The 22311-nt window shown below is 71.5% G+C and carries 18 protein-coding genes; 13 read left to right on the top strand and 5 right to left on the bottom strand.

Annotated features, from left to right (window positions below; all coding sequences use genetic code 11):
• Positions 1 to 99: 99 nt before the first annotated feature.
• The 4 genes from yajC (at position 100) to ACFO3Q_RS08260 (ending at position 4509) form a co-directional block, all read left to right on the top strand.
• Positions 100 to 441 (top strand): preprotein translocase subunit YajC, encoded by a 342-nt coding sequence (yajC, locus tag ACFO3Q_RS08245; protein ID WP_377004175.1) that lies wholly within the window; start codon positions 100 to 102, stop codon positions 439 to 441.
• A gap of 90 nt (positions 442 to 531) precedes the next feature.
• A complete protein-coding gene (secD, locus tag ACFO3Q_RS08250; protein ID WP_377004176.1) occupies positions 532 to 2397 on the top strand; it encodes a protein translocase subunit SecD in 1866 nt (621 codons plus the stop codon).
• A gap of 19 nt (positions 2398 to 2416) precedes the next feature.
• A complete protein-coding gene (gene secF / locus ACFO3Q_RS08255; protein ID WP_377004177.1) occupies positions 2417 to 3445 on the top strand; it encodes a protein translocase subunit SecF in 1029 nt (342 codons plus the stop codon).
• Between the two features lie 128 nt (positions 3446 to 3573).
• Complete coding sequence (locus tag ACFO3Q_RS08260; protein ID WP_377004178.1) at positions 3574 to 4509, top strand: cation diffusion facilitator family transporter; 936 nt, start codon at positions 3574 to 3576, stop codon at positions 4507 to 4509.
• A 262-nt stretch (positions 4510 to 4771) separates the two neighbouring features.
• Here the strand turns inward: ACFO3Q_RS08260 and ACFO3Q_RS08265 are convergent, their stop codons facing one another.
• Positions 4772 to 5590 carry an inositol monophosphatase family protein gene (locus tag ACFO3Q_RS08265; protein ID WP_377004179.1) on the bottom strand — a complete coding sequence of 273 codons (819 nt, stop codon included), beginning with the start codon at positions 5588 to 5590 and terminating at the stop codon, positions 4772 to 4774.
• 154 nt (positions 5591 to 5744) lie between these two features.
• On the opposite strand from ACFO3Q_RS08265, the gene ACFO3Q_RS08270 reads away from it, so the two are divergent.
• From ACFO3Q_RS08270 to ACFO3Q_RS08280, 3 genes are all read left to right on the top strand, one after another.
• Positions 5745 to 6503, top strand: coding sequence for an RNA methyltransferase (locus ACFO3Q_RS08270; protein ID WP_377004180.1), 759 nt, complete (start codon positions 5745 to 5747; stop codon positions 6501 to 6503).
• Positions 6504 to 6729: 226 nt separating this feature from the next.
• Complete coding sequence (locus tag ACFO3Q_RS08275) at positions 6730 to 7581, top strand: phosphate/phosphite/phosphonate ABC transporter substrate-binding protein (protein WP_377004181.1); 852 nt, start codon at positions 6730 to 6732, stop codon at positions 7579 to 7581.
• On the top strand, positions 7578 to 9818 hold the full coding sequence (locus ACFO3Q_RS08280; RefSeq protein WP_377004182.1) for a putative bifunctional diguanylate cyclase/phosphodiesterase: 2241 nt from the start codon (positions 7578 to 7580) through the stop codon (positions 9816 to 9818). The genes ACFO3Q_RS08275 and ACFO3Q_RS08280 overlap by 4 nt, the downstream gene beginning before the upstream one ends.
• 630 nt (positions 9819 to 10448) lie before the next feature.
• Here the strand turns inward: ACFO3Q_RS08280 and asnB are convergent.
• The 3 genes from asnB to ACFO3Q_RS08295 all read right to left on the bottom strand — a co-directional run bounded on the left by asnB (position 10449) and on the right by ACFO3Q_RS08295 (position 14284).
• Positions 10449 to 12134 carry an asparagine synthase B gene (gene asnB, locus ACFO3Q_RS08285; RefSeq protein ID WP_377004183.1) on the bottom strand — a complete coding sequence of 562 codons (1686 nt, stop codon included), beginning with the start codon at positions 12132 to 12134 and terminating at the stop codon, positions 10449 to 10451.
• Between the two features lie 86 nt (positions 12135 to 12220).
• Positions 12221 to 12820 (bottom strand): exopolysaccharide biosynthesis protein, encoded by a 600-nt coding sequence (locus ACFO3Q_RS08290; RefSeq protein ID WP_377004184.1) that lies wholly within the window; start codon positions 12818 to 12820, stop codon positions 12221 to 12223.
• Between the two features lie 123 nt (positions 12821 to 12943).
• A complete protein-coding gene (locus tag ACFO3Q_RS08295) occupies positions 12944 to 14284 on the bottom strand; it encodes a hemolysin family protein (protein WP_377004185.1) in 1341 nt (446 codons plus the stop codon).
• Between the two features lie 175 nt (positions 14285 to 14459).
• Here ACFO3Q_RS08295 and ACFO3Q_RS08300 point away from each other — a divergent pair, with 175 nt between their 5' ends.
• The 6 genes from ACFO3Q_RS08300 to ACFO3Q_RS08325 all read left to right on the top strand — a co-directional run bounded on the left by ACFO3Q_RS08300 (position 14460) and on the right by ACFO3Q_RS08325 (position 19345).
• Positions 14460 to 15089 (top strand): DUF47 domain-containing protein, encoded by a 630-nt coding sequence (locus ACFO3Q_RS08300; RefSeq protein ID WP_377004186.1) that lies wholly within the window; start codon positions 14460 to 14462, stop codon positions 15087 to 15089.
• Between the two features lie 13 nt (positions 15090 to 15102).
• Entirely contained in the window at positions 15103 to 16230 is a 1128-nt protein-coding gene (locus ACFO3Q_RS08305) for an inorganic phosphate transporter (RefSeq protein WP_377004187.1), read from the top strand.
• 2 nt (positions 16231 to 16232) lie between these two features.
• A complete protein-coding gene (locus ACFO3Q_RS08310; protein ID WP_377004188.1) occupies positions 16233 to 16631 on the top strand; it encodes an MGMT family protein in 399 nt (132 codons plus the stop codon).
• Between the two features lie 66 nt (positions 16632 to 16697).
• On the top strand, positions 16698 to 17327 hold the full coding sequence (locus tag ACFO3Q_RS08315; RefSeq protein WP_377004189.1) for a rhomboid family intramembrane serine protease: 630 nt from the start codon (positions 16698 to 16700) through the stop codon (positions 17325 to 17327).
• Positions 17328 to 17360: 33 nt separating this feature from the next.
• Positions 17361 to 18260: an SEL1-like repeat protein gene (locus ACFO3Q_RS08320; RefSeq protein ID WP_377004191.1), complete on the top strand. Its 900-nt coding sequence runs from the start codon at positions 17361 to 17363 to the stop codon at positions 18258 to 18260.
• A 200-nt stretch (positions 18261 to 18460) separates the two neighbouring features.
• A complete protein-coding gene (locus ACFO3Q_RS08325; RefSeq protein ID WP_377004192.1) occupies positions 18461 to 19345 on the top strand; it encodes an SEL1-like repeat protein in 885 nt (294 codons plus the stop codon).
• A gap of 54 nt (positions 19346 to 19399) precedes the next feature.
• Here ACFO3Q_RS08325 and rapA read toward each other — a convergent pair whose 3' ends face one another.
• Positions 19400 to 22231, bottom strand: coding sequence for an RNA polymerase-associated protein RapA (gene rapA / locus ACFO3Q_RS08330; RefSeq protein WP_377004193.1), 2832 nt, complete (start codon positions 22229 to 22231; stop codon positions 19400 to 19402).
• Positions 22232 to 22311 lie beyond the last annotated feature (80 nt).

Below are 22311 nucleotides of genomic sequence, written 5' to 3' on the forward strand. Positions count from 1 at the left end.
GGAGGGCGGGCCATGCGCGCCGTCCGGGGAACTCTGCGTCCCTTCCGGGCGTCTGGCATACTTGCCGGCCTTTGACGCCCGTTTCACGGAACTGTGCAAATGAACCTGCTCGACCTCCTCGTTTCTCCCGCCATGGCCCAGGCCGCGCCGGCCGGCCAGCCGCCGAGCATGATGCCGACCTTCATCATGCTCGGCCTGTTCTTCGTGCTGATGTGGTTCATGATGATCCGCCCGCAGATGAAGCGGCAGAAGGAACATCGCGCCATGCTCGAGAAGCTCCAGAAGGGCGACGAGGTGGTGACGACCGGCGGCATCGCCGGCCGCGTCGACAACATCGGCGAGAACTTCATCAGCGTCGAGGTGGCGGACGGCGTGCGCATCAAGATGCAGCGCGGCGCCATCTCCACCGTTCTGCCCAAGGGCACCCTCAAGAGCGCCTGAGCGCTCCCGACGGGACTTGATGCCGGCCACGGCCGGCCCCACTGACGCCACTGCCGGCCCGGCATCCGGGTCGCGGGGGATGGAACGTACATGCTCGAGTTTGCCCGCTGGCGTTACGCGCTGGTCGCGATCGTGATCGTGATCAGCGTGATCTACGCGATCCCGAACCTGTTCCCGCAGGATCCTGCGGTGCAGATCACCGCCAACCGTACCGGGACGCTGGACGCCGCACTCGGCGAGCGCGTCCGCGGCCTGCTCGACGACGCCGGCCTGCCCTACAAGTCGGTGGCCATCGAGAACGACGCGCTGCTGGTGCGGCTGCCCGATCTCGAGAGCCAGACCCGCGCGGTCGGCGTGGTGCGCGACCAGCTCGGCACCGACTACACCGTCGCCCTCAACCTCGCCAACACCGTTCCCGACTGGCTCACCGCCATCGGCGCGCGGCCGATGCCGCTGGGCCTCGACCTGCAGGGCGGCGTGCAGTTCCTGATGGAGGTGGACCAGCAGGCCGGCCTCGAGCGCCAGCAGGAGGCCTTCGCCGGCAACGTCCGCGCGGTGCTGCGCGAGTCGGGCATCCCGGTGCGCTCGGTCGCCCATACCAACAGCGCGATCACCGCGCGGTTCGAGGACGGGGCGACGCGCGACCGCGCCCGCAGCGCGATCCAGTCCGAGATTCCGCAGCTCCAGCTGACCAACAGCGGCGACGCCGACCTGACGGCGGTCATCCGGCCGGAGGAGCTGCAGGCCATCCTCAACGGCGCGGTCGAGCAGAACATCGCCACCCTCGGCAACCGCATCAACGAGCTCGGCGTGGCCGAGCCGCTGATCCAGCGCCAGGGCGCCAACCGCATCGTCGTGCAGCTGCCGGGCGTGCAGGACACCGCCGCCGCCAAGCGCATCCTCGGTGCGACCGCCACCCTCGAATACCGCGCCCAGGTCGACGGCGACGCCTTCGCCGCCGCCTCGGGCGGCCGCGTGCCGCCGGATGCGCGCCTGTACTACATGCGCTCGGAGACGGGCGGGCAGGGCGCGCCGGTGCTGCTGTCGCGTCGCGTGATCGCCTCCGGCGACCAGCTGATGAGCGCGACCTCGGGCATCGACCCGCAGAGCGGTACGCCGATGGTCTCGGTCCGCCTGGATTCGGTCGGCGGCGCATCGATGGCGAACTTCACCCGCGACAACATCGGCCGCGGCATGGGCGTGGTGCTGATCGAGCGCATCCCCGAGGTCACCATCGGCGAGAACGGCGAGGAGGTGCGCAGCACGCGCGTGGTCGAGCAGGTCATCAGCCTCGCCACCATCCGCGGGCAGTTCGGTCGCAACTTCCAGACCACCGGCCTGAGCAGTCCGCAGGAGGCCGCCGAGGTGGCGCTGCTGCTGCGCGCAGGCTCGCTGGCCGCGCCGGTGGACATCGTCCAGGAGCGGGTGATCGGCCCGTCGCTGGGCAAGGAGAACATCGAGTCGGGCGCGCGCGCGCTGCTGTACGGCTTCGTCGCGCTCTGCATCCTGATGATCGTCTACTACCGCGTGTTCGGCCTGATCTCGGTCACGGCGCTGCTGATCAACCTGCTGCTGCTCGCCGCGGCGCTGTCGATCATGGGCGCGACGCTGACGATGCCGGGCATCGCGGGCATGGTGCTGACCCTCGGCATGGCGATCGACGGCAACGTGCTCATCTGCGAACGCATCCGCGACGAGGTCCGCAACGGCAATACGCCCGCCAACAGCATCCGTGCCGGCTACGAACGGGCCTGGTCGGTGATCTTCGACTCCAACGTCACCAAGCTGATCTCGGCCATCGCGCTCATCGCGCTGGCGGTCGGCCCGGTGCGGGGCTTCGCCGTGGTGCTCATCATCGGCACCCTGACCTCGGTGTTCACCTCGGTCACGGTCAGCCGCGCGATCGCCACCCTTCTCTTCGGCCACGGGCGCAAGCTCAAGTCGGTCCCGGTCTGACGCAGCTAGAGCCTGATCCATGGAATTCTTCAATCCGAACAGCAACGTCGACTTCATGCGGATCCGCAGGGTGTCGGTCGTCGTCGCCCTGTTCCTCGTCATCGGCTCGATCGTCACGCTCGCGACCAAGGGCCTGAACTTCGCCCTCGACTTCACCGGCGGCACGCTGGTGGAGGTCGAGTTCGACCGCCCGGTGAGCCAGTCCCAGGTGCAGGAGGCGCTGAGCGCCGCCGGCCTGGAGGGCGCGATGGTGCAGGGCTTCGACGTGTCGAGCTACGCCATCCGACTGCCTCCCAGCGAAGGCGGCTCCACGCAGGCCGAGACCGATGCCGCCGCGGCGGCCGCCGAGAGCGCGGCCGCGGAGACCGGCGTGCCGGTGGCACCGGGCGGCGAACTGGACGCGCGCAACGCCGCGGTGGCGGCTCGCGTGGTCGAGGCGCTGGCCGCGACCGGCGCCGAGGTCACCGTGCTCGGCGGCGGCTTCGTCGGCCCGCAGGTCGGCCAGGAACTGGCGACCAACGGCCTGATCGCGGTGCTCGTGGTGATCACCGGCATCGTCATCTACATCGCGATGCGCTTCGAGTGGAAGTTCGGTATCGCCACCGTCGTCGGCGAGATCCACGACGTCGTGGTGACCCTGGGCATCTTCGCGCTCACCGGGCGCGACTTCGACCTCGTGGTGCTGGCCGCGGTGCTGGCGGTCGACGGCTATTCGGTCAACGACAAGATCGTGGTGTTCGACCGCGTGCGCGAACTGTTCCGCAACACCACCAAGCTCTCGCCGGCGGAAGTGGTGAACCGTGCGATCAACAGCACGCTGTCGCGCACCATCATGACCGCGGTGACCACGCTGCTCACGGTGGTCTCGCTGTACGTCTTCGGCGGGCCGACCCTGCAGGGCTTCGCCCTGGTGATCATCATCGGCATCATCGTCGGCACGCTGTCGACCATCTTCCTCTCGGCGCCGCTGCTGCTGCGCCTGGGCGTGGCCAAGCAGGACCTCCTGCCCAAGGCCCGCGACGAGGCGGAGCTGGCGCGCCGGCCGTAACCGCCGGCCCGCGCGTTCGACCGGGAAAGCCGCGGCCTGCGCCGCGGCTTTCTTCGTTTCCGGGGGACGTAGGCGCCGCGGCCGCGCCGGCGCTATCGTTGGGGCGGCTTTCCCCGACGGGTTTCCGCATGGGCCACGACCACGATCACGGGCTGGGCGACATCCGCTACGAGCGCCTGCTGTGGTGGGCATTCGGCCTCACCGTCGCCCTCCTGGTGGCGGAGGTGATCGGCGGGATCGTGACCGGCAGCCTGGCCCTGCTCTCGGATGCCGCGCACATGGGCACCGACGCCTTCGGGCTGCTCATCGCGCTGACCGCCGTGCGGCTGGCGCGGCGCCCTCCGGACGCCAGGCGCACCTACGGATACGTCCGCCTCGAAGCCCTCGGCGCGCTCGCGAACGGCGCGCTCCTGTTCCTGGTCGCCGCCTGGATCCTGTTCGAGGCATGGCGGCGCTTCCGCGATCCCGCGCCGGTCGCGTCGGTGGGCATGGCGGCGGTGGCCGCGGCGGGACTGGCCGTGAACCTCATCGCCATGCGCCTGCTCAGGGCCGGCAGCGGCGAGAACCTCAACATGCGCGGCGCCTACCTGGAGGTCTGGGCCGACACCCTGGGGTCGGTGGGCGTGCTGCTCGCCGCGGGCGCGATCCACGTGACCGGCTGGACCGTCATCGACCCACTGGTGGCGGCCGCCATCGGCCTGTGGGTCCTGCCGCGCACGTCGGTGCTGGTCCGGGAGGCCGTGCACGTGTTGCTGGAGGGCGCGCCGCGGGACATCGACGTGCCCGCGGTACGTGCGCGGATGCTGGCGATGCCCGGCGTCGCCGGCGTGCACGACCTGCACGTGTGGTCGCTCGGCAGCCGCGCCCCTGCGCTCACCGCACACGTGGTGATGGAGGAGGGATGGAACGACCACGACGCCCTGCGCGTGGCGCTGGCCGGGTGCCTGGAGCGCGACTTCCACATCCATCACGTCACGCTGCAACTGGAGAGCGCCCACTGCGCACCCGCCCACGGCCATGCGCACGAGCCGGGGCACGGGCATCCGCCGGCGGTGCATGAGTGAGTGGGCTGGGAACGGGCTTAGGGATTAGGGCTCAGGGCGCGGGGCGTGGGGCTCAGGGCCATGCCGGTGAGTCGCCACCTCGCAGCTGAAAGCCGCTCCCGCGAGGCGCGAACGACGCTGCCCTAAGGCAGCCTTGCCAAGCCCCAAGCCCCAAGCCCCAAGCCCCAAGGCCCAAGGCCCAAGGCCCAAGGCCCAAGGCCCAAGGCCCAAGCCCCAAGCCCCGAGCCCCAAGCCCCAAGCCCCAAGCCCAGCCCGTCCAGAGTCAGAACGCCGCCGCGTACCCGCTCTCGACGATGCGCTTCTGCAGGGCCTCGGCGACCTTGAGGTTGCCGGCCACGATCTGGCGGCTCGCGGCGCCGGTGGTGTCGATGAGCTTGGCGGTGCCGCCGCGGAAGTCGGTGACCTTGCCGCCGGCCTCGCGCACCAGCAGCACGCCGGCGGCGATGTCCCACGCCTTCACGCCGGCCTCGAAGTAGGCGTCGGCACGGCCGCAGGCCACGTAGGCGAGGTCGAGGGCGGCCGAGCCGGTGCGACGGACGTCCTCGGCGGTGGCGAGCAGGTCGCCGATGGTCGCCAGGTGCGGCGCGACGCGCTCGCGCTCGCGCGGCGGGAAGCCGGTGATGATGGTGCAGCCTTCCAGATCCTTGCGTTCGGCGACGCGGATCTTCTTCTCGTTGAGCTGGGCGCCCGAGCCGCGGCTGGCGGTGAAGATGTCGTTGCGGATCGGGTCGTAGATCACCGCGTGCTGCGGCTCGCCGTTCTCGACCAGGGCGATGGACACGCAGAAGTGCGGGAAGCCGCGCAGGAAGTTGCTGGTGCCGTCCAGCGGATCGATCACGAAGATGCTGGAGCGGCCCTTGCCGACGATGCCGCCCTCCTCGCCGAGGAAGCCCGCGTCCGGGTAGGCGCGGCGCAGCTCGCGGATGATCTCGGCCTCGGCCAGCGAATCGACCTCGCTCGCATAGTCCTGCCGGGCCTTCTCGACGATCTTGAGGCTGTCGAGCTTGGCCATGTTGCGGAGGATCACGTTGCCGGCCTGACGGGCGGCCTTGACCATGACGTTGACGGCAGGCTTGAGCATGCGGGGGGACCGATTCGCGGATGGAAAGGAGCGCCGGCGCGTGCCGCCGGGAACTGCGCAGTCTAGCAGGTCGCGAGGCAAGGCCGGCGGCGGGCCGTACACTATGCGGCCGGACGTCGCCGCGACGTCGCCGCGTTCCTCGACCCGCCGCACCATGCCCCACGACATCCGTTTCGTCCTCGTCGGTACCCAGCATCCCGGCAACATCGGTTCCGCCGCCCGTGCGATGAAGACGATGGGGCTGTCGCGCCTGAGCCTGGTCGCGCCGTCGAAGTTCCCGCATGCCGAGGCCAGCGCCATGGCCGCCGGCGCCGACGACCTGATGGAGGCGGCGTCCGTGCATGCGGACCTGCCGGAGGCGCTGGCCGACTGCGTGACGGTGTTCGGGTGCACCGCGCGCAGCCGCCGCGTGCAGCTGCCCGAGCTGACGCCGCGCGAGGCGGCCGGCCGCATCCTGGAGGCGGCGCGGCAGGGGCCGGTCGCCCTGGTGTTCGGGCGCGAGCGCACGGGCCTCACCAACGAGGAGCTGATGCGCTGCGACGTCGCCATCCACATTCCGTCGGACCCGACCTTCAGCTCGCTCAACCTCGCCGCCTCGGTGCAGGTGCTGGCCTACGAACTGCGCCTGGCGCTGCTCGCGGAGGGCGAGGCCGAGGCGGCGCCGGTCGCGGGCGAGGAGGGCGAGGGCCCGGCGCCGCAGGCGGAACTGGAGCGCTTCTTCGAGCACCTGGCGCAGGCGCTGGACGACATCGATTTCCACAAGAAGCGCGCGCCGGACACGGTGATGCGCCGGCTCCGCAGGCTGTTCTCGCGGGCACGTCCGGAGTCGCGCGAGCTGCGCATCCTCCGCGGCATCCTGGCCGACGCGCAGCGCATGGCGCGGCTCGCGCGGCAGACCGACCGCGACGCCTGAGCGCAGCCTGCGCGCCCGCCCGTCCGGGCCACGCCAGGCCCAGGTCCGGTAGCTTCCCCGACCGCCAAAGAGCCGTGACGCTCCGCCTGCCGATGGGCTAGGCTGCGCGGCACATTCCCGCACCCGCCGGACGCACCACGTGGGCAGCACGCATCGACCGGATCCACTCGCCGTCTGCAGACGCTGGCTGGTCGCGTTCCTTCTCGTCCTTGGCGCCGTCCCCGCCGTGCGGGCGGACGACGGCGTGCTGGTCCTGGGGCGCATCACCGACGACCCCAAGGCGCACTACGACCAGCTCCGGCCGCTGCTGGACTACGTGGTCGCGCGCCTGCACGACGTGGGCATCCACGAGGGACGCGTGCTCATGGCGCGCGACTCGCACCAGATGGAGAGCTACCTGCGGCGCGGCCGGGTCGACTGGGTGACCGAGACCGGCGGCATGGCGGTGCTGCTCGCCGCCCGCGCCGGGGCGCGGCCGCTGCTGCTCACCGAGCGCAACGGCGTGCGGAGCTACCGCACCGTCTACGTGGCCCGGCGCGACGCCGGCATCGCGTCGTTCGACGACATCCTCGGGCGTTCGGTCGCGATGCAGACCCCGTCCTCGACCAGCGCCTACTTCGTGCCGGCCGCCGAGTTCCTGCGCCGCGGGATGGTGCTGGAGATCCTGCTCTCGCCCATGGACCGGGTCGCCGCGGACGAGGTCGGCTACGTGTTCGCGCGCACCGAGACCAACATCGCGACCTGGGTGCACAAGGGCATGGTCGACGTCGGCGTGATGAGCGATCTCGACTGGGCCGATCCCCGCCGCGTGCCCGAGACCTACCGCGAGGACCTGCTCGTGTTCGCGCAGTCCGAGCCCTATCCGCGCGGGATCGAGCTGGTGCGCGGGGGGCTGGCCCCGGCGGTGGAGGCGCGCCTGCGCGAGGTCCTGCTCGATGCGCCGCACGACGAGGAGGGGCGCGAGGCCCTGCGCCACTTCTTCGGCACCACCGCCTTCCGGCCGCTGGACGAGGAGGCGAGGGCGGCGCTGCGGCGGCTGGGCGAGGACGTCGAACTCGTGCACGGGGCGCTCGAATGAGCGCGAAGCGCGAGGACGCGCCCGAGGGCGCGACGCGCGTACGACGCCCGCGGCTCGGCCTGTCGATGCGCTTCGGCCTGCTGCTGGTCGGGGCGCTGCTGTTGCTCGTCGTGGCCGCCGGCCTGCTGTGGTACCAGCAGACCCGCAGCGTCGCCGAGGTCGTGCGGGAGGGAACCGCCTCCCTGCGCGAGCTCGCCTTCGAGAGCCTGGAGGAGCGGGGACAGGGGCAGGCGGCCCAGATCGCCGACAGCCTCGCGAATCCGCTGTACTACTTCGACCTCGCGGTGGTGGGCGACCAGATCGGCGCGCTCAAGGCGCAGGCCGACGTCGCCTACGTCTACGTCTACGACCGCGAGGGACGGGTCATCCACGACGGCAGCCGCGGCATCTCGACCTACGGCCAGCCCATGGACGATCCGCTCGCGTTCCGGTCGGTCGTCTCCGACGGGCCGGTCGTGCAGTGGTCGCCGGAGATCATGGACGTCGCGCATCCGATCACTCTCGGCAGCGAGCGCCTGGGCGGCGTCCGCATCGGCTACGGGCTGGCGCGCATCGCCGAGAGCCAGGCGAACGCGCAGCGGGCGCTGGCGGAACGCCTGCACGCGCTCGGGCGGCAGCAACTGGTGCTGGAGACGGGCCTGGTCGGGCTCGCGGTGATCGTGACCCTGCTGCTGTCGCTCTTCGTGGAGCGCGCCTTCGTGCGCCCGGTGCGGCGGCTGGCCGACACCGCGCGGGAGATCGAGGCCGGCCGCTTCGAGGCCGCGGCCGCCATGGCCGGGCAGCACGACGCGCGGCGCCACGACGAGATCGGCGACCTGGTGCGCGCCTTCGGCCGCATGAGCGAGAGCGTCGCGCGCCATGATCGCGACATCCGCACCCTGGCCTTCAGCGACGCGCTCACGGGCCTGCCCAACCGCTACGCCTTCCGCGAGCTGCTCGACGAGAGCCTGCAGGCCCGGCAGAACGCCGGCGACGAGCTCGCGCTGCTGTTCATCGACCTCGACGACTTCAAGCGCATCAACGACACGCTCGGGCACGACGCGGGCGACGACGTGCTGGAGCACTTCGCCGCGCGCATCGACGCCTGCCTCCGCCGTGCCGGCCTGGAGAACGCGCGGCTGGCGCGCTTCGGCGGCGACGAGTTCATCGCCTTCGCGACCGGACGCGAGATGCGTACCCATGCCGCCCAGCTCGCCGAGGCGATCATCGAGGTGCTGCAGCGGCCCTTCGAGGTCCGCGGCGCGCGGGTGCACCTGAGCGCCTCCATCGGCATCGCGCTCTACCCGCACGACGCCACCAGCACCGTGGTCCTGCTCAAGAGCGGCGACGTGGCGATGTACCAGGCCAAGGTCGCCGGCAAGAGCTGCTATCGCTTCTACAGTCGCGCCATGGACCAGGCGGTCGAGCGGCGCATGCGCATGGAGCAGGACCTGCACGGCGCCTGGGAGCGCGGGGAGCTCAGCGTCGAGTACCAGCCGATCTACCAGCTCGCCGACGGCCGCATGGTCGGGGCGGAGGCCCTGCTGCGCTGGGCGCACCCGCGCCAGGGGCGGATCCCGCCGTCGGTCTTCATCGACGTCGCCGAGCAGAGCGGGCTCATCGAGCAGCTCGGCCGGCACGTGCTCGAACGCGCCTGTGCCGACGCCGTGCGCTGGGGCGAGGCCATGCCCGACCAGCCGCCCTTCGTGGCGGTGAACGTCTCGGCCAGGCAACTGCGCGGCGGCGGACTTCCAGAGGTGGTGGCCAACGCGCTGGCCGCGGCCGGGCTCGACGCCGCCCGCCTGCACGTGGAGCTGACCGAGACCGCGGTGCTGGGCGACGAGCTCCAGGCCGGCTCCCTGCTGGCGCGGCTGCGCAGCAGCGGCGTGAAGGTGTGGCTCGACGACTTCGGCACCGGCTTCTCCGGGCTCAGCCACCTGCGGCGGGTGCCGGTGGACGGCGTCAAGATCGACCGCAGCTTCGTCGCCGACGTGCTCCGCGACCCCGACGACCTCGCCCTGACCTCGGCCATCATCGCGATGGCCCATTCGCTCGGCATCACCGTGGTCGCCGAGGGCGTCGAGAACGAAGGCCAGCACGACGTGCTGCGCGAACGCGGCTGCGACCTCGCCCAGGGCTACTGGCTCGGACGCCCGATGAGCGCCGACGCGCTGATGCTGCAGATGCGCACCCCGGCGCAGGGCATCGCGTCGATCGGGGAGGGGCTGGCGGGCTTGAGGAGTGAGTGGGAGGAGTGAGAAACGAGGGCGGAGCAGCTGCGCCCAACTCCTTTCTCGCTCCTCCACCTCTCACTTCTCACCGCAAAAGCTCCTTCCCCCGCCTGCGGGGGAAGGCTGGGATGGGGGTGAAGCGCGCGCAGCGCGCTGCCTGGGAGTGAGGGAGGAGCGAGAAGCGAGAGGCGAGAAACGAGAAGTGAGAAACGAGAACGAGCAGTCGCCCCACTCGTTCTTCTCGCTCCTCGATCTCCAGCCTCTCGCAGCAGAAGCGCCCCCACCCCGACCCTCCCCCGCTTCGCAGGGGAGGGAGCTGGTTGGCCGAGGAGTTGAGTGGGGAGGAGTGAGAAACGAGGGCCAGTGCGCGCGCTTCCTCTCGCTCTCACTCCTCTTCGCGCACTTTTCGCTGCAAAAGCTCCTTCCCCCGCCCGCGGGGGAAGGCTGGGATGGGGGTGAAGCGCGCGCAGCGCGCTGCCTGAGGAGTGAGGGGAAGCGAGAAGCGAGAACGAGCAGTCGCCCCACTCGTTCTTCTCGCTCCTCGATCTCCAGCCTCTCGCAGCAGAAGCGCCCCCACCCCGACCCTCCCCTGCGAAGCGGGGGAGGGAGACGGCCACGCCGTTCCCCGTTCCCCGTTTCCCGGCCCCGGCCCAGGCCTCAATACGCCGCCAGGTGCACCGCTCGGACTGCGCGTCCCGAGGGATCGACGACGTCCTTCAGCGAAGGGTCCCACTCGATGGCGGCGGCGGTGGAGCAGGCGACCGAGGGGCCGCCGGGGACGAGGCGCGCGGCCCAGTCCTGGGGATAGTGGCGGTGGAAGAGGTCGCGGTAGAGATAGGCTTCCTTGGTCGCCGGGGTGTTGTGGGGGAAGCGGGTGGCGGCTGCGGCGAGTGCCGCGTCGCTCACGGTCGCCTCGGCATGCGCCTTGAGCGAGTCGATCCAGGTGTAGCCGACGCCGTCGGAGAACTGCTCCTTCTGCCGCCAGAGCACGGCGTCCGGCAGATAGCCGGCGAAAGCCTCGCGCAGGAACTGCTTCTCGATGCGGCCGCGCGCGCTGCCCGACAGCTTGACCTCCGGGTCCAGCGACATCGCCGCGTCGATGAAGCCGCGGTCCAGGAAGGGCACCCGCGCCTCCACGCCCCACGCCGCCATGGACTTGTTCGCGCGCAGGCAGTCGTACAGGTGCAGGGCGTCGAGCTTGCGCACCGTCTCCTCGTGCAGCGCGCGCGCGTCGGGGGCCTTGTGGAAGTACAGGTAGCCGCCGAACAGCTCGTCCGAACCCTCGCCCGACAGCACCATCTTGATGCCCATCGCGCGGATGCGGCGCGCCATCAGGTACATCGGCGTGGAGGCGCGGACGGTGGTCACGTCGTAGGTCTCGAGGTGGCGCACGACCTCGCTGAGGGCGTCGAGGCCCTCCTGCACGGTGAATTCGATGCTGTGGTGGACGGTCCCGATGTGGGCGGCGACCTCGCGGGCCGCGGCGAGGTCGGGCGAACCCGGCAGGCCGATGGCGAAACTGTGCAGCTGCGGCCACCAGGCCTCGACCTGGCTGTCCTCCTCGACCCGGCGCGCCGCGTACTTCTTGGCGATGGCCGCCACCAGGGAGGAGTCGAGCCCGCCGGAAAGCAGCACGCCGTAGGGCACGTCGCTCATGAGGTGGCTCTTGACCGCGGCTTCCAGCGCATGCCGGACCGCGCCACGGTCCGAGGGTGCGCCGGCCACGGCGGCGTAGTCGCGCCACGCCGGCGCGTAATAGCGCTGCGGTGCCGGGACGTCCGAAGTCCAGAAGTGCCCGGGCGGGAACGCCTCGGCGTGCGTGCAGATGCCGGCCAGGGCCTTCACCTCCGAGGCCACGCACAGGCGGCCTTCGGCGTCGCGACCCCAGTACAGCGGGACGATGCCGATCGGGTCGCGCGCGATCAGCCAGCGGCCGGTCTCGGCGTCCCACAGCACGAAGGCGAACATGCCTTCCAGGCGCTCCAGCCACCGCGCGATGGCCGCCGGTTCGCTGCCGCTCCGGTACAGCGGCAGGATTACCTCGCAGTCGGAGTGGGTCTGGAAGGCGTAGCCGTCGGCGAGTTCGGCGTGCAGTGCGCGGTGGTTGTAGATCTCGCCGTTGACCGCCAGTACCTGCGCGCCGTCGGGGCTGCGCAGCGGCTGCGCCCCGGAGTCCACGCCGACGATGGCCAGCCGTTCGTGCACCAGCAGGGCGCGGTCGTCGAGGTGGACGCCCGACCAGTCCGGCCCGCGGTGGCGCATGCTGCGCGAGGCTTCGAGCGCCAGCGGGCGCAGGGCCGCGGCATCGCCGCGGATGTCGAGGAAGGCGAAGATCGAGCACATCCGCCCACACTAACGGATGCATGCTGCGGTGCGCCATGCCGCCGGTCCGCGCGCCGGCCGGGGACCACCGTTCCGCGCCGCGAGGGTCAGCCCAGCAGGCGCTGGAGGAGCTGCACGACCTCGTTGGACAGGAGGACGCAGGCGGCGATCTCGATGGCGCCGAGCGCCCAGGCGATGCCGAGGAGCACGCCGTCGCGTTCGATCAGGGCGAAGCAGTAGACCAGCAGGATCAGCCCGAACGGATAGTTCGTGAGCGGGATCGGCAGGGCGAGGAGGATGCCCAGGGCGATCAGCAGCAGCCCGGTGAACGCCTCGGTGCCGCGGGTGAACATGCGGTCGGCCCGCGGACGCGTCACGCGTTCGATCCTTGCGAGCCACGGCGCCATGCGGTCGCGGAAGCGGCGGATGCTGCCCCGCCGGATCCCGCGGCGCGCGAGGAAGCGCGGGATCCAGGGCCGCGGCAGCATCATCAGCATCTGCACGCCCACCAGGCTCACCAGCGGCCCGGCGACGGCGCCCACGCCGATCGGCAGCGGAATGAAGCTGAGGAGGGTCGCGGCCAGCAGCAGCACCCCGAAGGCGCGCGTGCTGAACTCGTCGAGCAGCCAGCCCAGCGTGATCGGGTCGTCGGGGTCGCCGGCGGCGACCGCGTCCAGGAGGACGCGGGTACTGATCTCGGGGGGCATGCGCGGGGAGTCTCCGGTCCCTCGGCTCAAGGTCGCATGAACCGGCCATGCGCCGCGTCGCCCGGCAGGGCCGGGCGCCCGTCGCGCCGTCCGCGGTGCCGTCCCGGGCGCATCCGCGGTGGCCTAGTCGCCGGCCGCCTCGTCCGTCGGCACCTCGGACGGCAGCCGCTGGACCAGGAGCTTGTCGATGCGCGGGCCGTCGAGGTCGACCACCTCGAAGCGCCAGCCCTGCGCGTCGAAGTGCTCGCCCACCTGCGGGATGCGGCCCCAATGGGCGATCACCATGCCGGCCAGGGTGTGGAAGTCGTGCTCGTCGCGGCCGGGGAAGTCGCCGACCTCGAGCACGTCCCGCAGGTCGTCGATCGGCAGCCCGCCGTCGATGAGCAGGCTGCCGTCCTCCCGGCGCACCACCGGCGCCCCTGCGGCATTGCGCTCGGAGCTGCCGTGACGGCCGACGATGGCGCCCAGCACGTCGTTGATGCTGACCAGGCCCTGGATGTCGCCGTACTCGTCAACGACCAGGGCCACGGTCTGCTCCTCCTCGCGGAAGATCTCCAGCAGCTTGAGCGCCGGCGTGGAATCGGACACGAACAGGGTGTCGCGCACCGTCGCGAACAGGTCGCCGCCGTCGCCGTCCAGCCCGCCGATCAGCGACTTGACCTCGAGGATGCCGACGATGTCCTCCTCACCGCCACGCAGCACCGGATAGCGCGAGTAGGGCGTGGCCCGCATCCGCGCGATGTTCTCGGCGCGCGGCAGGGCCGCGTCGAGCCAGGTGATCCGCGTGCGCGGCGTCATCAGGCTGGCCGCGTCGCGGTCGCCCAGGCGCAGGACGCGGGTGGCCATGCTGCGCTCGTCGGGGTCGATCAGGCCCTGGTTCTGGCTTTCGAGCAGGAGCATGTGGATCTCGTCCTCGGAGATCGCCTCCTGCCCGCTGCGTCCCAGCCGGAACAGGCGCAGCAGGCCCTGCATGACCGCCGAGAGCAGCCAGACCGCCGGCAGGGCGATCCGCGACATCAGGTGCATGGGCGCCGCCACCGCGGTCGCGAAGCGCTCCGGGGCCAGCAGGGCCAGCCGTTTGGGCAGGAGTTCGCCGAAGATGATGGTGAAGAAGGTGATCAGCACCACGGCGATGCCGATGCCCACGCCCTCGATGGTCAGCGGCCCCGGCAGGACCACCGTCTCGACGGGCAGGGCGCGCTCGATGGCCCTCGCGATGCGCAGGCCCAGGGCCTCGCCGCCGAACACGCCGGTCAGGATGCCGATCAGGGTGATGCCGACCTGCACGGTCGACAGGAAGCGCTCGGGGTGTTCGGCCAGGTCCGCGGCCATGCGGGCCCGCTTGCTGGTGGCCGCGCGGCTGCGCAGGCGCGCCTTGCGGGAGGTGACGACGGACATCTCCGACAGCGCGAAGAAGCCGTTGAGCAGGATCAGGAGGGCGACGACGACGAGTTCGAGGGCCATGGGCCGCCGGCAGGAGCGCGGATGCGCAGCCGGCACGTTTCTCCGGTGGGAGGCGGGGGACCCGCCTGGGCGGCCGCACTATGCCACAGCCGGATGACGCGTCCCGTGCCGGGAGCGAGCTGCAGGTGCAGCAGCACGGTAACATTACCGTTTTCTTTCATCACGGAACCTCCACATGTTCTCCCTCCAGGCCATGTTCGGTAAGGGCGACCGTTTCTATGGCCTCCTGGAGTCGAGCGCGCAGGCGGCGCGCCAGAGCGCCCAGGCGCTGGGGGAACTGCTGGCCCAGCCGCCCGAGCTGCGCTCCCTGGAGCAGTTCAAGCTGGCCCGCCAGCGCGAGAAGAACCTGGCGGCGGAGATCGGCCTGGCCTTGGTAGACACCTTCGTGACGCCGCTGGAGCGCGAGGACATCGAGGCGCTGTCGGCCGCGCTCTACAAGATCCCGAAGATGGTCGAGAAGTTCGCCGAGCGCTGGACGCTGGCCGCCGAGCGCCTGGGCGACGTCGACTTCGCCGCCCGCGCCGCCATGCTGGAGCGCGCCTGCGCCGTGCTCGAGGAGATGGTCGCGCTGCTGCGCAAGGGCATGCACCTGGACCGTCAGAAGGCGCTCAACGACCGGTTGCAGGCCATCGAGAGCGAGGCCGACCGGCTCATCCTGGAGCTCTACCGCGAGGCCTACGCGAACGAGCACGACCCGATGCGCTACCTGATCCGGCGCGACCTGTTCGAACTGCTCGAGAAGGCCATCGACCGCTGCCGCGATGCCGGCAACGTCATCTACACCGTCGTCCTCAAGAACAGCTGACGGCGGCCTCCCCATGCTGAGCCTGCTCCTGCTGGTGATCCTGGCGGCCCTGGTGTTCGAGTACATCAACGGCTTCCACGACACCGCGAACTCGATCGCCACGGTGGTCGCCACCAAGGTGCTCTCGCCGATGCAGGCGGTGGCGCTGGCCGCGAGCATGAACCTCGTCGGCGCCCTGGCCGGCACCGCCGTGGCCAAGACCATCGCGTCCGGCCTGATCGACGCGGGGGTGGTCGAGGTCACCTCCCAGGTCATCCTCTGCGCGCTCACCGGCGGCATCGTCTGGAACCTGATCACCTGGTGGCTGGGCCTGCCCTCGTCCTCCAGCCACGCGCTGATCGGCGGGCTGTGCGGCGCTGCGGTGGCCGCGGCCGACAACGACTGGGCGGCCATCATCTGGTCGGTGCCGGTCGAGCCGCTGTACCGCAGCGAGGGCGTGCTCTGGAAGGTGATCGTGCCGATGGTGTCCTCGCCCGTCCTCGGCTTCGTGTCGGGCTTCCTGGTGATGGGCGTGCTGTTCGGACTGATCGCGCTCATGGCCCGCGGCGGCCGCGTGCTGGCGGCCCTGGTGCGTCCGCGCTGGGTCAACGGCTTCTTCGGAAAGGCGCAGATCGTCAGCGCCGGCTACATGGGCTTCGCCCACGGCATGAACGACGCGCAGAAGACCATGGGCATCATCGCGCTCGCGCTGATCAGCGCGCAGGCGGTGGGCACGCTCGACGCCCTGCCGTGGTTCCTGGACTTCCTGCACCCGTCCGAGGCGGCCATGGCCGAGGGCGACATCGACCTGTGGATCAAGATCACCTGCGCGCTGGTGATGGCGGCCGGCACCGCCGCGGGCGGCTGGCGCATCATCAAGACGCTGGGCCACAAGATGGTCAAGCTGCATCCGATCCACGGCTTCGCCGCGGAGACCAGCGCGGCGTCGGTGATCACCTTCGCCTCGTCGCTGGGCATCCCTGTCTCGACCACCCACAACATCTCGTCGGCCATCATGGGCGTGGGCGCCGCCAAGCGCTTCAGCGCGGTCAAGTGGGGCGTGGTCGAGCGCATGCTCTGGGCGTGGGTGCTGACCCTGCCGGCGGCCGGCGGCATGGCCTGGCTGCTGGTGCGCGGCCTGCGCGCGATGGGCGCGGCCTGAGCATGCGGCCGGCACCGCCCCGGGGTGCGCCGGCCTACGACGCGGCCGAGGCACGCCGCCGCATTCTCGATGCGATCCGCGCGGTGCCGCGCGGGCAGGTGGCCGCCTACGGCGAGATCGCGGCGCGTGCCGGCCTGCCCGGGCGCGCGCGCCTGGTCGCGCGCATCCTCGCCCAGGGCGATGCGGCGGACCTCCCGTGGCACCGCATCCTGCGCGCCGACGGGCGCGTGGCCTTCCCCGCCGGGAGCGCCCACTACCGCATGCAGTGCGAGCGCCTGCGCGCGGAGGGCGTCCAGGTGGAGGAGGGCCGCGTGCGCCGTCCACGCGCATCGGCCGCCGAACGCCTCGACGCGGCGCTGTGGGCACCGCCGCCCGGTCGCGGCGGGCGGCGTCCGTCGTGACGGCGGTTTCCACGCCGGCACGGCTATGATGCGCGGGTCTTCGTCTTCAGGTCAGCGGCGCGCTGCATGCTAAAGAACATTCCCCCGGTCACGCAGGCGCTCCTCGCCGCCAACATCGCCGTCTTCCTGCTGCAGCTCGTCGCCGGCCCGTCGCTCAATCCGTTCATGCTGTGGCCGCTCGTTGCGGAATACGGCTACGGCTCGCAGTTCCTGCCGTGGCAGGTGGTGACCTACGGCTTCATGCACGGCGACTTCGGGCACCTGTTCTTCAACATGCTGGCGCTCTTCATGTTCGGCGCGCCGCTGGAGTACACCTGGGGCACGCGGCGGTTCGCCACGTTCTACTTCACCTGCGTGGTCGGCGCGGCCATCACGCATCTCGTCCTGACCTCGTTCTTCGGCCTGCCGCCGCTGCCGACGGTGGGCGCCTCGGGCGGCGTCTACGGTCTGCTGCTGGCCTACGGCATGCTGTTCCCGACCCAGCGCGTGATGCTCCTGTTCCCGCCGATCCCGATGCAGGCGCGCACCCTGGTGATCGTGTTCGGCGCGCTCGCCTTGCTGATGGGCGTCACCGGCACCGGCGGCAACATCGCCCACTTCGCCCACCTGGGCGGCATGCTGTTCGGCTGGCTGCTGATCCGCTACTGGCGCGGCCAGCCGCCGTTCAAGCCGCGCCGGCCGCGCGGGTTCGGATAACATCGGCGGATTCGCACTCCGGGGGGAGCAGGGATGCAGGTCGTGAAGGGGATGTTCGGCGCCTGTCTGATGGCGCTGCTGCTGGCGGGCGCAGCCTTCGCCAGCGTGGAGGAATTCGACGACGACGACGGTGGCTTCCGGCTGTTCGTCCTGTTCGACCCCGGTGCCGACCCTGCGGCGCGGCAACGCGAGCTTGCGCGGGCCGAGGAGGCCGCCGTGTCCGGCAATGCCCGGGCACAGTACGCCCTCGGAACGCTCTACCGCCTGGGCATGCGCCATCCGGCGCGGCTCGTCGAGCGCGATGACGAGCAGGCCGAGCGCTACCTGAGCAACGCCGCGGTACGCGGCCACACCGGCGCGATGGCGGGCATGGCGGAGCTCAAGCTGCGCAGGCGCGAGTACCTCGACGCCATGGTCTGGGCCCAGGCCTACGTCCGCTACGAGGCATACGAGAGCGAACTGCGGGGGCAGGAGCGGGGAACACAGGCGGCGGCTGCCAGCATGATCCAGCGCGCCCAGGCGGGCGCGGGGCGCGACAAGGACGAGGTTCTGGCGTACGTCCTGGCCTTCCTGCAGAACCACGATGGACGCATCCGCGCGGCCATCGATGCGGAGCATGCGCGGGTGTCCGACCTGCAGTACACCTCCTCGCGGACACGCCCGTTGTTCCTGACGAATACGCCGTTGCGCGCTTCCCACCGTCGCATGAGCCAGCCGGGAATGGCCTACTACCTGGTCGAGGTCGGCCGCGACGGGCACATCGCGCGGCTCCTGGTCGTCGACAGCCTGCCGGACGAGCGCTACGCGCGGCAGCTCGAGGCCGTGGCCCGCGGCATGCGCTTCAACGCCGACCCGGACGCCGGCGAGGTACGGCGAGCGATCATGCCGCTGTCCTTCGACGACGGCAGCGTCTCCATCTCACGGGGACGTTAGGAGGCCGGGGAGGCGTCCTGCGCGCGGGCGCTCAGCGCCCGCGCAGGGCGGTCAGGAAGTCGGTGCTGACCACTGAGTGCGGGCGGCGGCCACGGTGGACGATCCGCAACATGTCTGTTCGAGCGCATGAGATGCCCGGCAGATCCATTCAGAACAGACGCGGGATGGCATCCCGCACATCGTCGATAGGGAGTTGTGAAATGAGTCCATCCGGATGGGTGTTCGCGGCGTGCATCGCCATGTTGTCCATCGCGTTGCCTGCGGGCGCCCTGGAGTCTGAGGTCGAAGACGATGCGCCGCAGCTCTGGGTGCTGCTGGACCCGTCGCTGGACGGCCCGACCCGGACGGCGGAGCTGGCACGTTTCATGGAAAAGGCTGTCGAGGGCGTGACGCACGCGCAGTACGTGGTGGGGACCCTCTACCGCCTGGGCATGCGGCATCCGGCGCGGCTCGTCGAGCGCGACGATGCGGAAGCTGCCCGCTACCTGAGCAATGCCGCCGTGGCAGGACACCTCGGGGCGATGGCAGGAATGGCGGAGCTCAAACTGCGTTCCCGAGAGTATCTGGAAGCACTGCTCTGGGCGCATGCCTACGCCCACTACGAGACGCTGCGCGCCGAACTGCGCGGCGAGGATCCGGGCAGCCAGGCCATGGCCGCGAGCATGATCCAGCGCGCCCAGAGCGGCGTCGACGCGGACGAGTTCGAGCGCTACTTCCATGTCTTCCTCTCGACGCACGACGGGCGCATCCGCCAGGCTCTGGAGAGGGAGAGCGACGAGGAGGAGCCCGACGGAGGCCTCGAATACGTCTCCGCCCGCTCCCGGAGTGTGTTCGTCAACGAGTTGGTTCCGCCCCGGCAGCAGATGTACCTGCCGGGGGCGGCCCTGTTCCTGCTGGAAGTGGGGCCCGATGGGCGGGTTACCCGGCACCTGGCGGTGGACAGCCTTCCTGATGAGAACTATGCGGCACGGCTGGCGCAGCTCGTGCGGTCGACGCGCTTCAATCCGGATCCCGGTACCGAGCGGCGCACTGCGCTCATGCCGTTCTCCTACGACGACCGCACGATCCGGATAAGACGCGACTGACGAAGGCGCACCATCAGCCTTCTCCCGTCGATTCCGTTCGCAGCGCGCGGGCGTTCAGCGCCCGCGCAGGGCGGTCAGGAAGTCGGTGCTCACCACCAGGCGGAGCGCGTCCAGGCGCGGGCGGGCGGTGGGCAGGGCGGCCAGGAGGTCGTCGCGCTCCCGTTCCAGCGCCTGCACTTCCTCGGGCCGGACCGCGGGATTGACGCGGGCCAGCGCCTGCAGGCGCTCGATCTCCGCGTCGAGACGCGCGCCGGCGTCGGCGGCGGCGGTCTCGATGCGCCGGCTCGCCTGTGCCTGGACCGCCTGCGCGACCACCTCGAGCATCTTCGGGACGAGCGTGCCGAGCGCCTTGCGGTAGGGCGCGAGATCCACCTCGCGGTCGGCGGCGCGCAGGCGCGCGGCGTCGGAGGGAGCGAAGTCGGGGCGCGCCTGCAGGCGGGTATCCACCGCGGCCCGCAGCGGCACCGGCGGCAGGAAACGCTCGACCGCCAGCGCGCGCGGCGCCACGCATTCGAGCACGTAGACGGCGTCCAGCACCGCGGTGCGCGGCGGCAGTGCGGCATCGACGAGGAAGGCGGCGTTGCCGAGGTCGCCGGAGAGCAGGAGGTCCTGGGCGGCCGCCACCAGCGGATGGTCGGCGCGCAGGAACAGTGCGTCGTCCCGGGCCAGCGCGGTCGCGCGCTCGAAGGTGGCCGTGCGCTTGCCGGCGGCGAGGTCGGGCAGGCCGTCGACCGTCACGTACTCCGGGTCGAGCAGCCAGAGGCCACCGCCCAGCGGCTCGTGCTGGACGCCGAACTGTTCGAGCAGGCGCAGCGGATAGTCGTCGTCGCGCGCGTCGGCGTCGTCGTGGGCCAGCGCGGCGAGCAGGTCGCCGGCGGCGGCCCCGCGCTGGCTGGCCAGTTCGAGCAGGCGGTCGCGCCCGCGCGCGATCGCCTCGGCCAGTTCCGCATGTGCGGCGCGCGTCTCCGCGATCAGGGCGTCGGCACCGGCGTCCGCGGTCTCGGAGAGGGCCAGTTCGACCAGGCGGTCGCCGAAGCGCTGGGCGAGAGCGCGGCCGTCGGCGAGCGGCGCGGCGAAGGCATCCAGCGCCTCGTCGTACCAGCGCTGCAGCAGGGCCTGCGGACTTCCCGCACAGGCGGCCGCGTGCAGGTGCACGTCGCCGCGCTGGCCGATGCGGTCGAGGCGTCCGATGCGCTGTTCGAGCATGTCGGGGTCCAGCGGCAGGTCCCAGAACAGCAGGTGCTGCGCGAACTGGAAGTTGCGGCCCTCCGCGCCGACTTCGGACGCGACGAGGATCCGTGCGCCTTCCGGGTCGGCGAACCAGGCTGCGTTGCGGTCGCGCTGCAGGAGCGTCATGTCCTCGTGGAAGCGGGTCACCGCGAGGTCGGCGCGGCCGCGCAGGGCGTCCTCGATGGCCTGTACCTTGGCGCGCGAGCGGCAGACCACCAGCACCTTGGCCGGCGCCAGGGCGTCCAGGGTGGCCAGCAGCCAGTCCATGCGCGGGTCGCGGGCGTAGTCGTACCCGGGCTCCGGTGCGCGGCCGGCGTCGTGCTCGAACTCCGCGCGCAGGGCGGCGGCGCGTGCCGGCTCCGCGGGCGGAAGGCGTTCGAGGGCGGCGACCCGGCGGGGGAAGCCGCCGACGCTGGCCCGGCGGTTGCGGACCATCACCCGTCCGGTGCCGTGGCGGTCGATGAGCGCGTCGACCAGGGCGGCGCGCGCGTCGGCGTCGGTGCGTGCCGCGGCGAGGCGTGCATCGACGTCCTCGTCGGGCAGCAGCCCGGCGAGCAGCGCGCGCTGCCCGGGATCGGGCGTGCCGCCGTCCTGCAGGCGCTCCACCAGGCCGGACAGCGCGGTCCACTGCGCCTGCTCGGCGACGAAGGCGTCGAGGTCGGCGTAGCGCGCCGGATCCAGCAGGCGCAGGCGCGCGAAGTGGCCCGCCTGGCCGAGCTGTTCCGGTGTCGCGGTGAGCAGCAGCAGGCCCGGAGTCGCGGCGGCGAGCCGCTCGACCAGCGCGTAGCCGGGGCTGGCGCCTTCGGGGGACCATTCCAGGTGGTGCGCCTCGTCGACCAGGAGCAGGTCCCAGCCTGCCGCGACGGCGGCTTCGGCTCGGCGGGCGTCCTGCGCCAGCCAGTCCACGCTGGCGATGACGCACTGCGCGTCCTCGAAGGGATTGGCGGTGGGGTCGCCTTCCTCGATGGAGGCGCAGCGTTCGGCGTCGAACACCGACGCGGCGATGTTGAAGCGTCGCACCAGTTCGACGAACCACTGGTTCACGAGGCTCTCGGGCACCAGCACGAGGACGCGGCGGGCGCGCCCGCTGGCGAGCTGCTGGGCGACCACGAGGCTGGCCTCGATGGTCTTGCCCAGGCCGACCTCGTCGGCGAGCAGCAGGCGCGCGGGCCGGCGGGTCGCGGCGATCTCCGCGATGCGCAGCTGGTGCGGGATCAGGTCCACGCGCGCGCCGAGCACGCCGTGGCCCGGGTGCGACTGGGTGCGCGCGCGACGCTCCAGGCTCTCCACGCGGAATTCGAAGCGGTCGTTGCGATCGACGTTGCCGGCGAGCATGCGGCGGTCGGCACGCGCGAGCGGCTGGTCGGCGTCGAGCGCGCCCTCGGGGACGTCGCGGCCGTCGATGCGGTAGACGATCAGCCCGTCGGTCAGGGTGCTGGCCTGCACGGTCCGCTCGACCCCGTCGATGCGGACGTGCTCGCCCGGGCGGAACTCGGCGCGCATCAGCGGCGCCCCGGCGAGGGCGTACTGTCGGATCTCGCCCGAGCCGGTGAAGACGATCTGTACGCTGCGGCCAGCGAGGCGCAGCACGGTGCCCAGCCCGAGCTCGGGCTCGGCCGCGCTGGACCAGCGCTGGCCGGGTACGAATGAAGTCATCGCGCCATTGTAGTGGGCGCCGCGGGCCGCGGCACGCCCGGCGCACGAGATAAAGAGCGGCGCCGGAACGTCGTCGGCGT

The organism is Coralloluteibacterium thermophilum (assembly GCF_042654365.1).
In the GTDB taxonomy this organism is placed as follows: Bacteria; Pseudomonadota; Gammaproteobacteria; order Xanthomonadales; family Xanthomonadaceae; genus Coralloluteibacterium; species Coralloluteibacterium thermophilum.

Bases quoted from the DNA above. Each gene is read 5' to 3' on its own strand.
- yajC (WP_377004175.1), top strand. From the start codon at position 100: ATGAACCTGCTCGACCTCCTCGTTTCTCCCGCCATGGCCCAGGCCGCG.
- secD (WP_377004176.1), top strand. From the start codon at position 532: ATGCTCGAGTTTGCCCGCTGGCGTTACGCGCTGGTCGCGATCGTGATC.
- secF (WP_377004177.1), top strand. From the start codon at position 2,417: ATGGAATTCTTCAATCCGAACAGCAACGTCGACTTCATGCGGATCCGC.
- ACFO3Q_RS08260 (WP_377004178.1), top strand. From the start codon at position 3,574: ATGGGCCACGACCACGATCACGGGCTGGGCGACATCCGCTACGAGCGC.
- ACFO3Q_RS08265 (WP_377004179.1), bottom strand. From the start codon at position 5,590: ATGCTCAAGCCTGCCGTCAACGTCATGGTCAAGGCCGCCCGTCAGGCC.
- ACFO3Q_RS08270 (WP_377004180.1), top strand. From the start codon at position 5,745: ATGCCCCACGACATCCGTTTCGTCCTCGTCGGTACCCAGCATCCCGGC.
- ACFO3Q_RS08280 (WP_377004182.1), top strand. From the start codon at position 7,578: ATGAGCGCGAAGCGCGAGGACGCGCCCGAGGGCGCGACGCGCGTACGA.
- asnB (WP_377004183.1), bottom strand. From the start codon at position 12,134: ATGTGCTCGATCTTCGCCTTCCTCGACATCCGCGGCGATGCCGCGGCC.
- ACFO3Q_RS08290 (WP_377004184.1), bottom strand. From the start codon at position 12,820: ATGCCCCCCGAGATCAGTACCCGCGTCCTCCTGGACGCGGTCGCCGCC.
- ACFO3Q_RS08295 (WP_377004185.1), bottom strand. From the start codon at position 14,284: ATGGCCCTCGAACTCGTCGTCGTCGCCCTCCTGATCCTGCTCAACGGC.
- ACFO3Q_RS08300 (WP_377004186.1), top strand. From the start codon at position 14,460: ATGTTCTCCCTCCAGGCCATGTTCGGTAAGGGCGACCGTTTCTATGGC.
- ACFO3Q_RS08305 (WP_377004187.1), top strand. From the start codon at position 15,103: ATGCTGAGCCTGCTCCTGCTGGTGATCCTGGCGGCCCTGGTGTTCGAG.
- ACFO3Q_RS08310 (WP_377004188.1), top strand. From the start codon at position 16,233: ATGCGGCCGGCACCGCCCCGGGGTGCGCCGGCCTACGACGCGGCCGAG.
- ACFO3Q_RS08315 (WP_377004189.1), top strand. From the start codon at position 16,698: ATGCTAAAGAACATTCCCCCGGTCACGCAGGCGCTCCTCGCCGCCAAC.
- ACFO3Q_RS08320 (WP_377004191.1), top strand. From the start codon at position 17,361: ATGCAGGTCGTGAAGGGGATGTTCGGCGCCTGTCTGATGGCGCTGCTG.
- ACFO3Q_RS08325 (WP_377004192.1), top strand. From the start codon at position 18,461: ATGAGTCCATCCGGATGGGTGTTCGCGGCGTGCATCGCCATGTTGTCC.
- rapA (WP_377004193.1), bottom strand. From the start codon at position 22,231: ATGACTTCATTCGTACCCGGCCAGCGCTGGTCCAGCGCGGCCGAGCCC.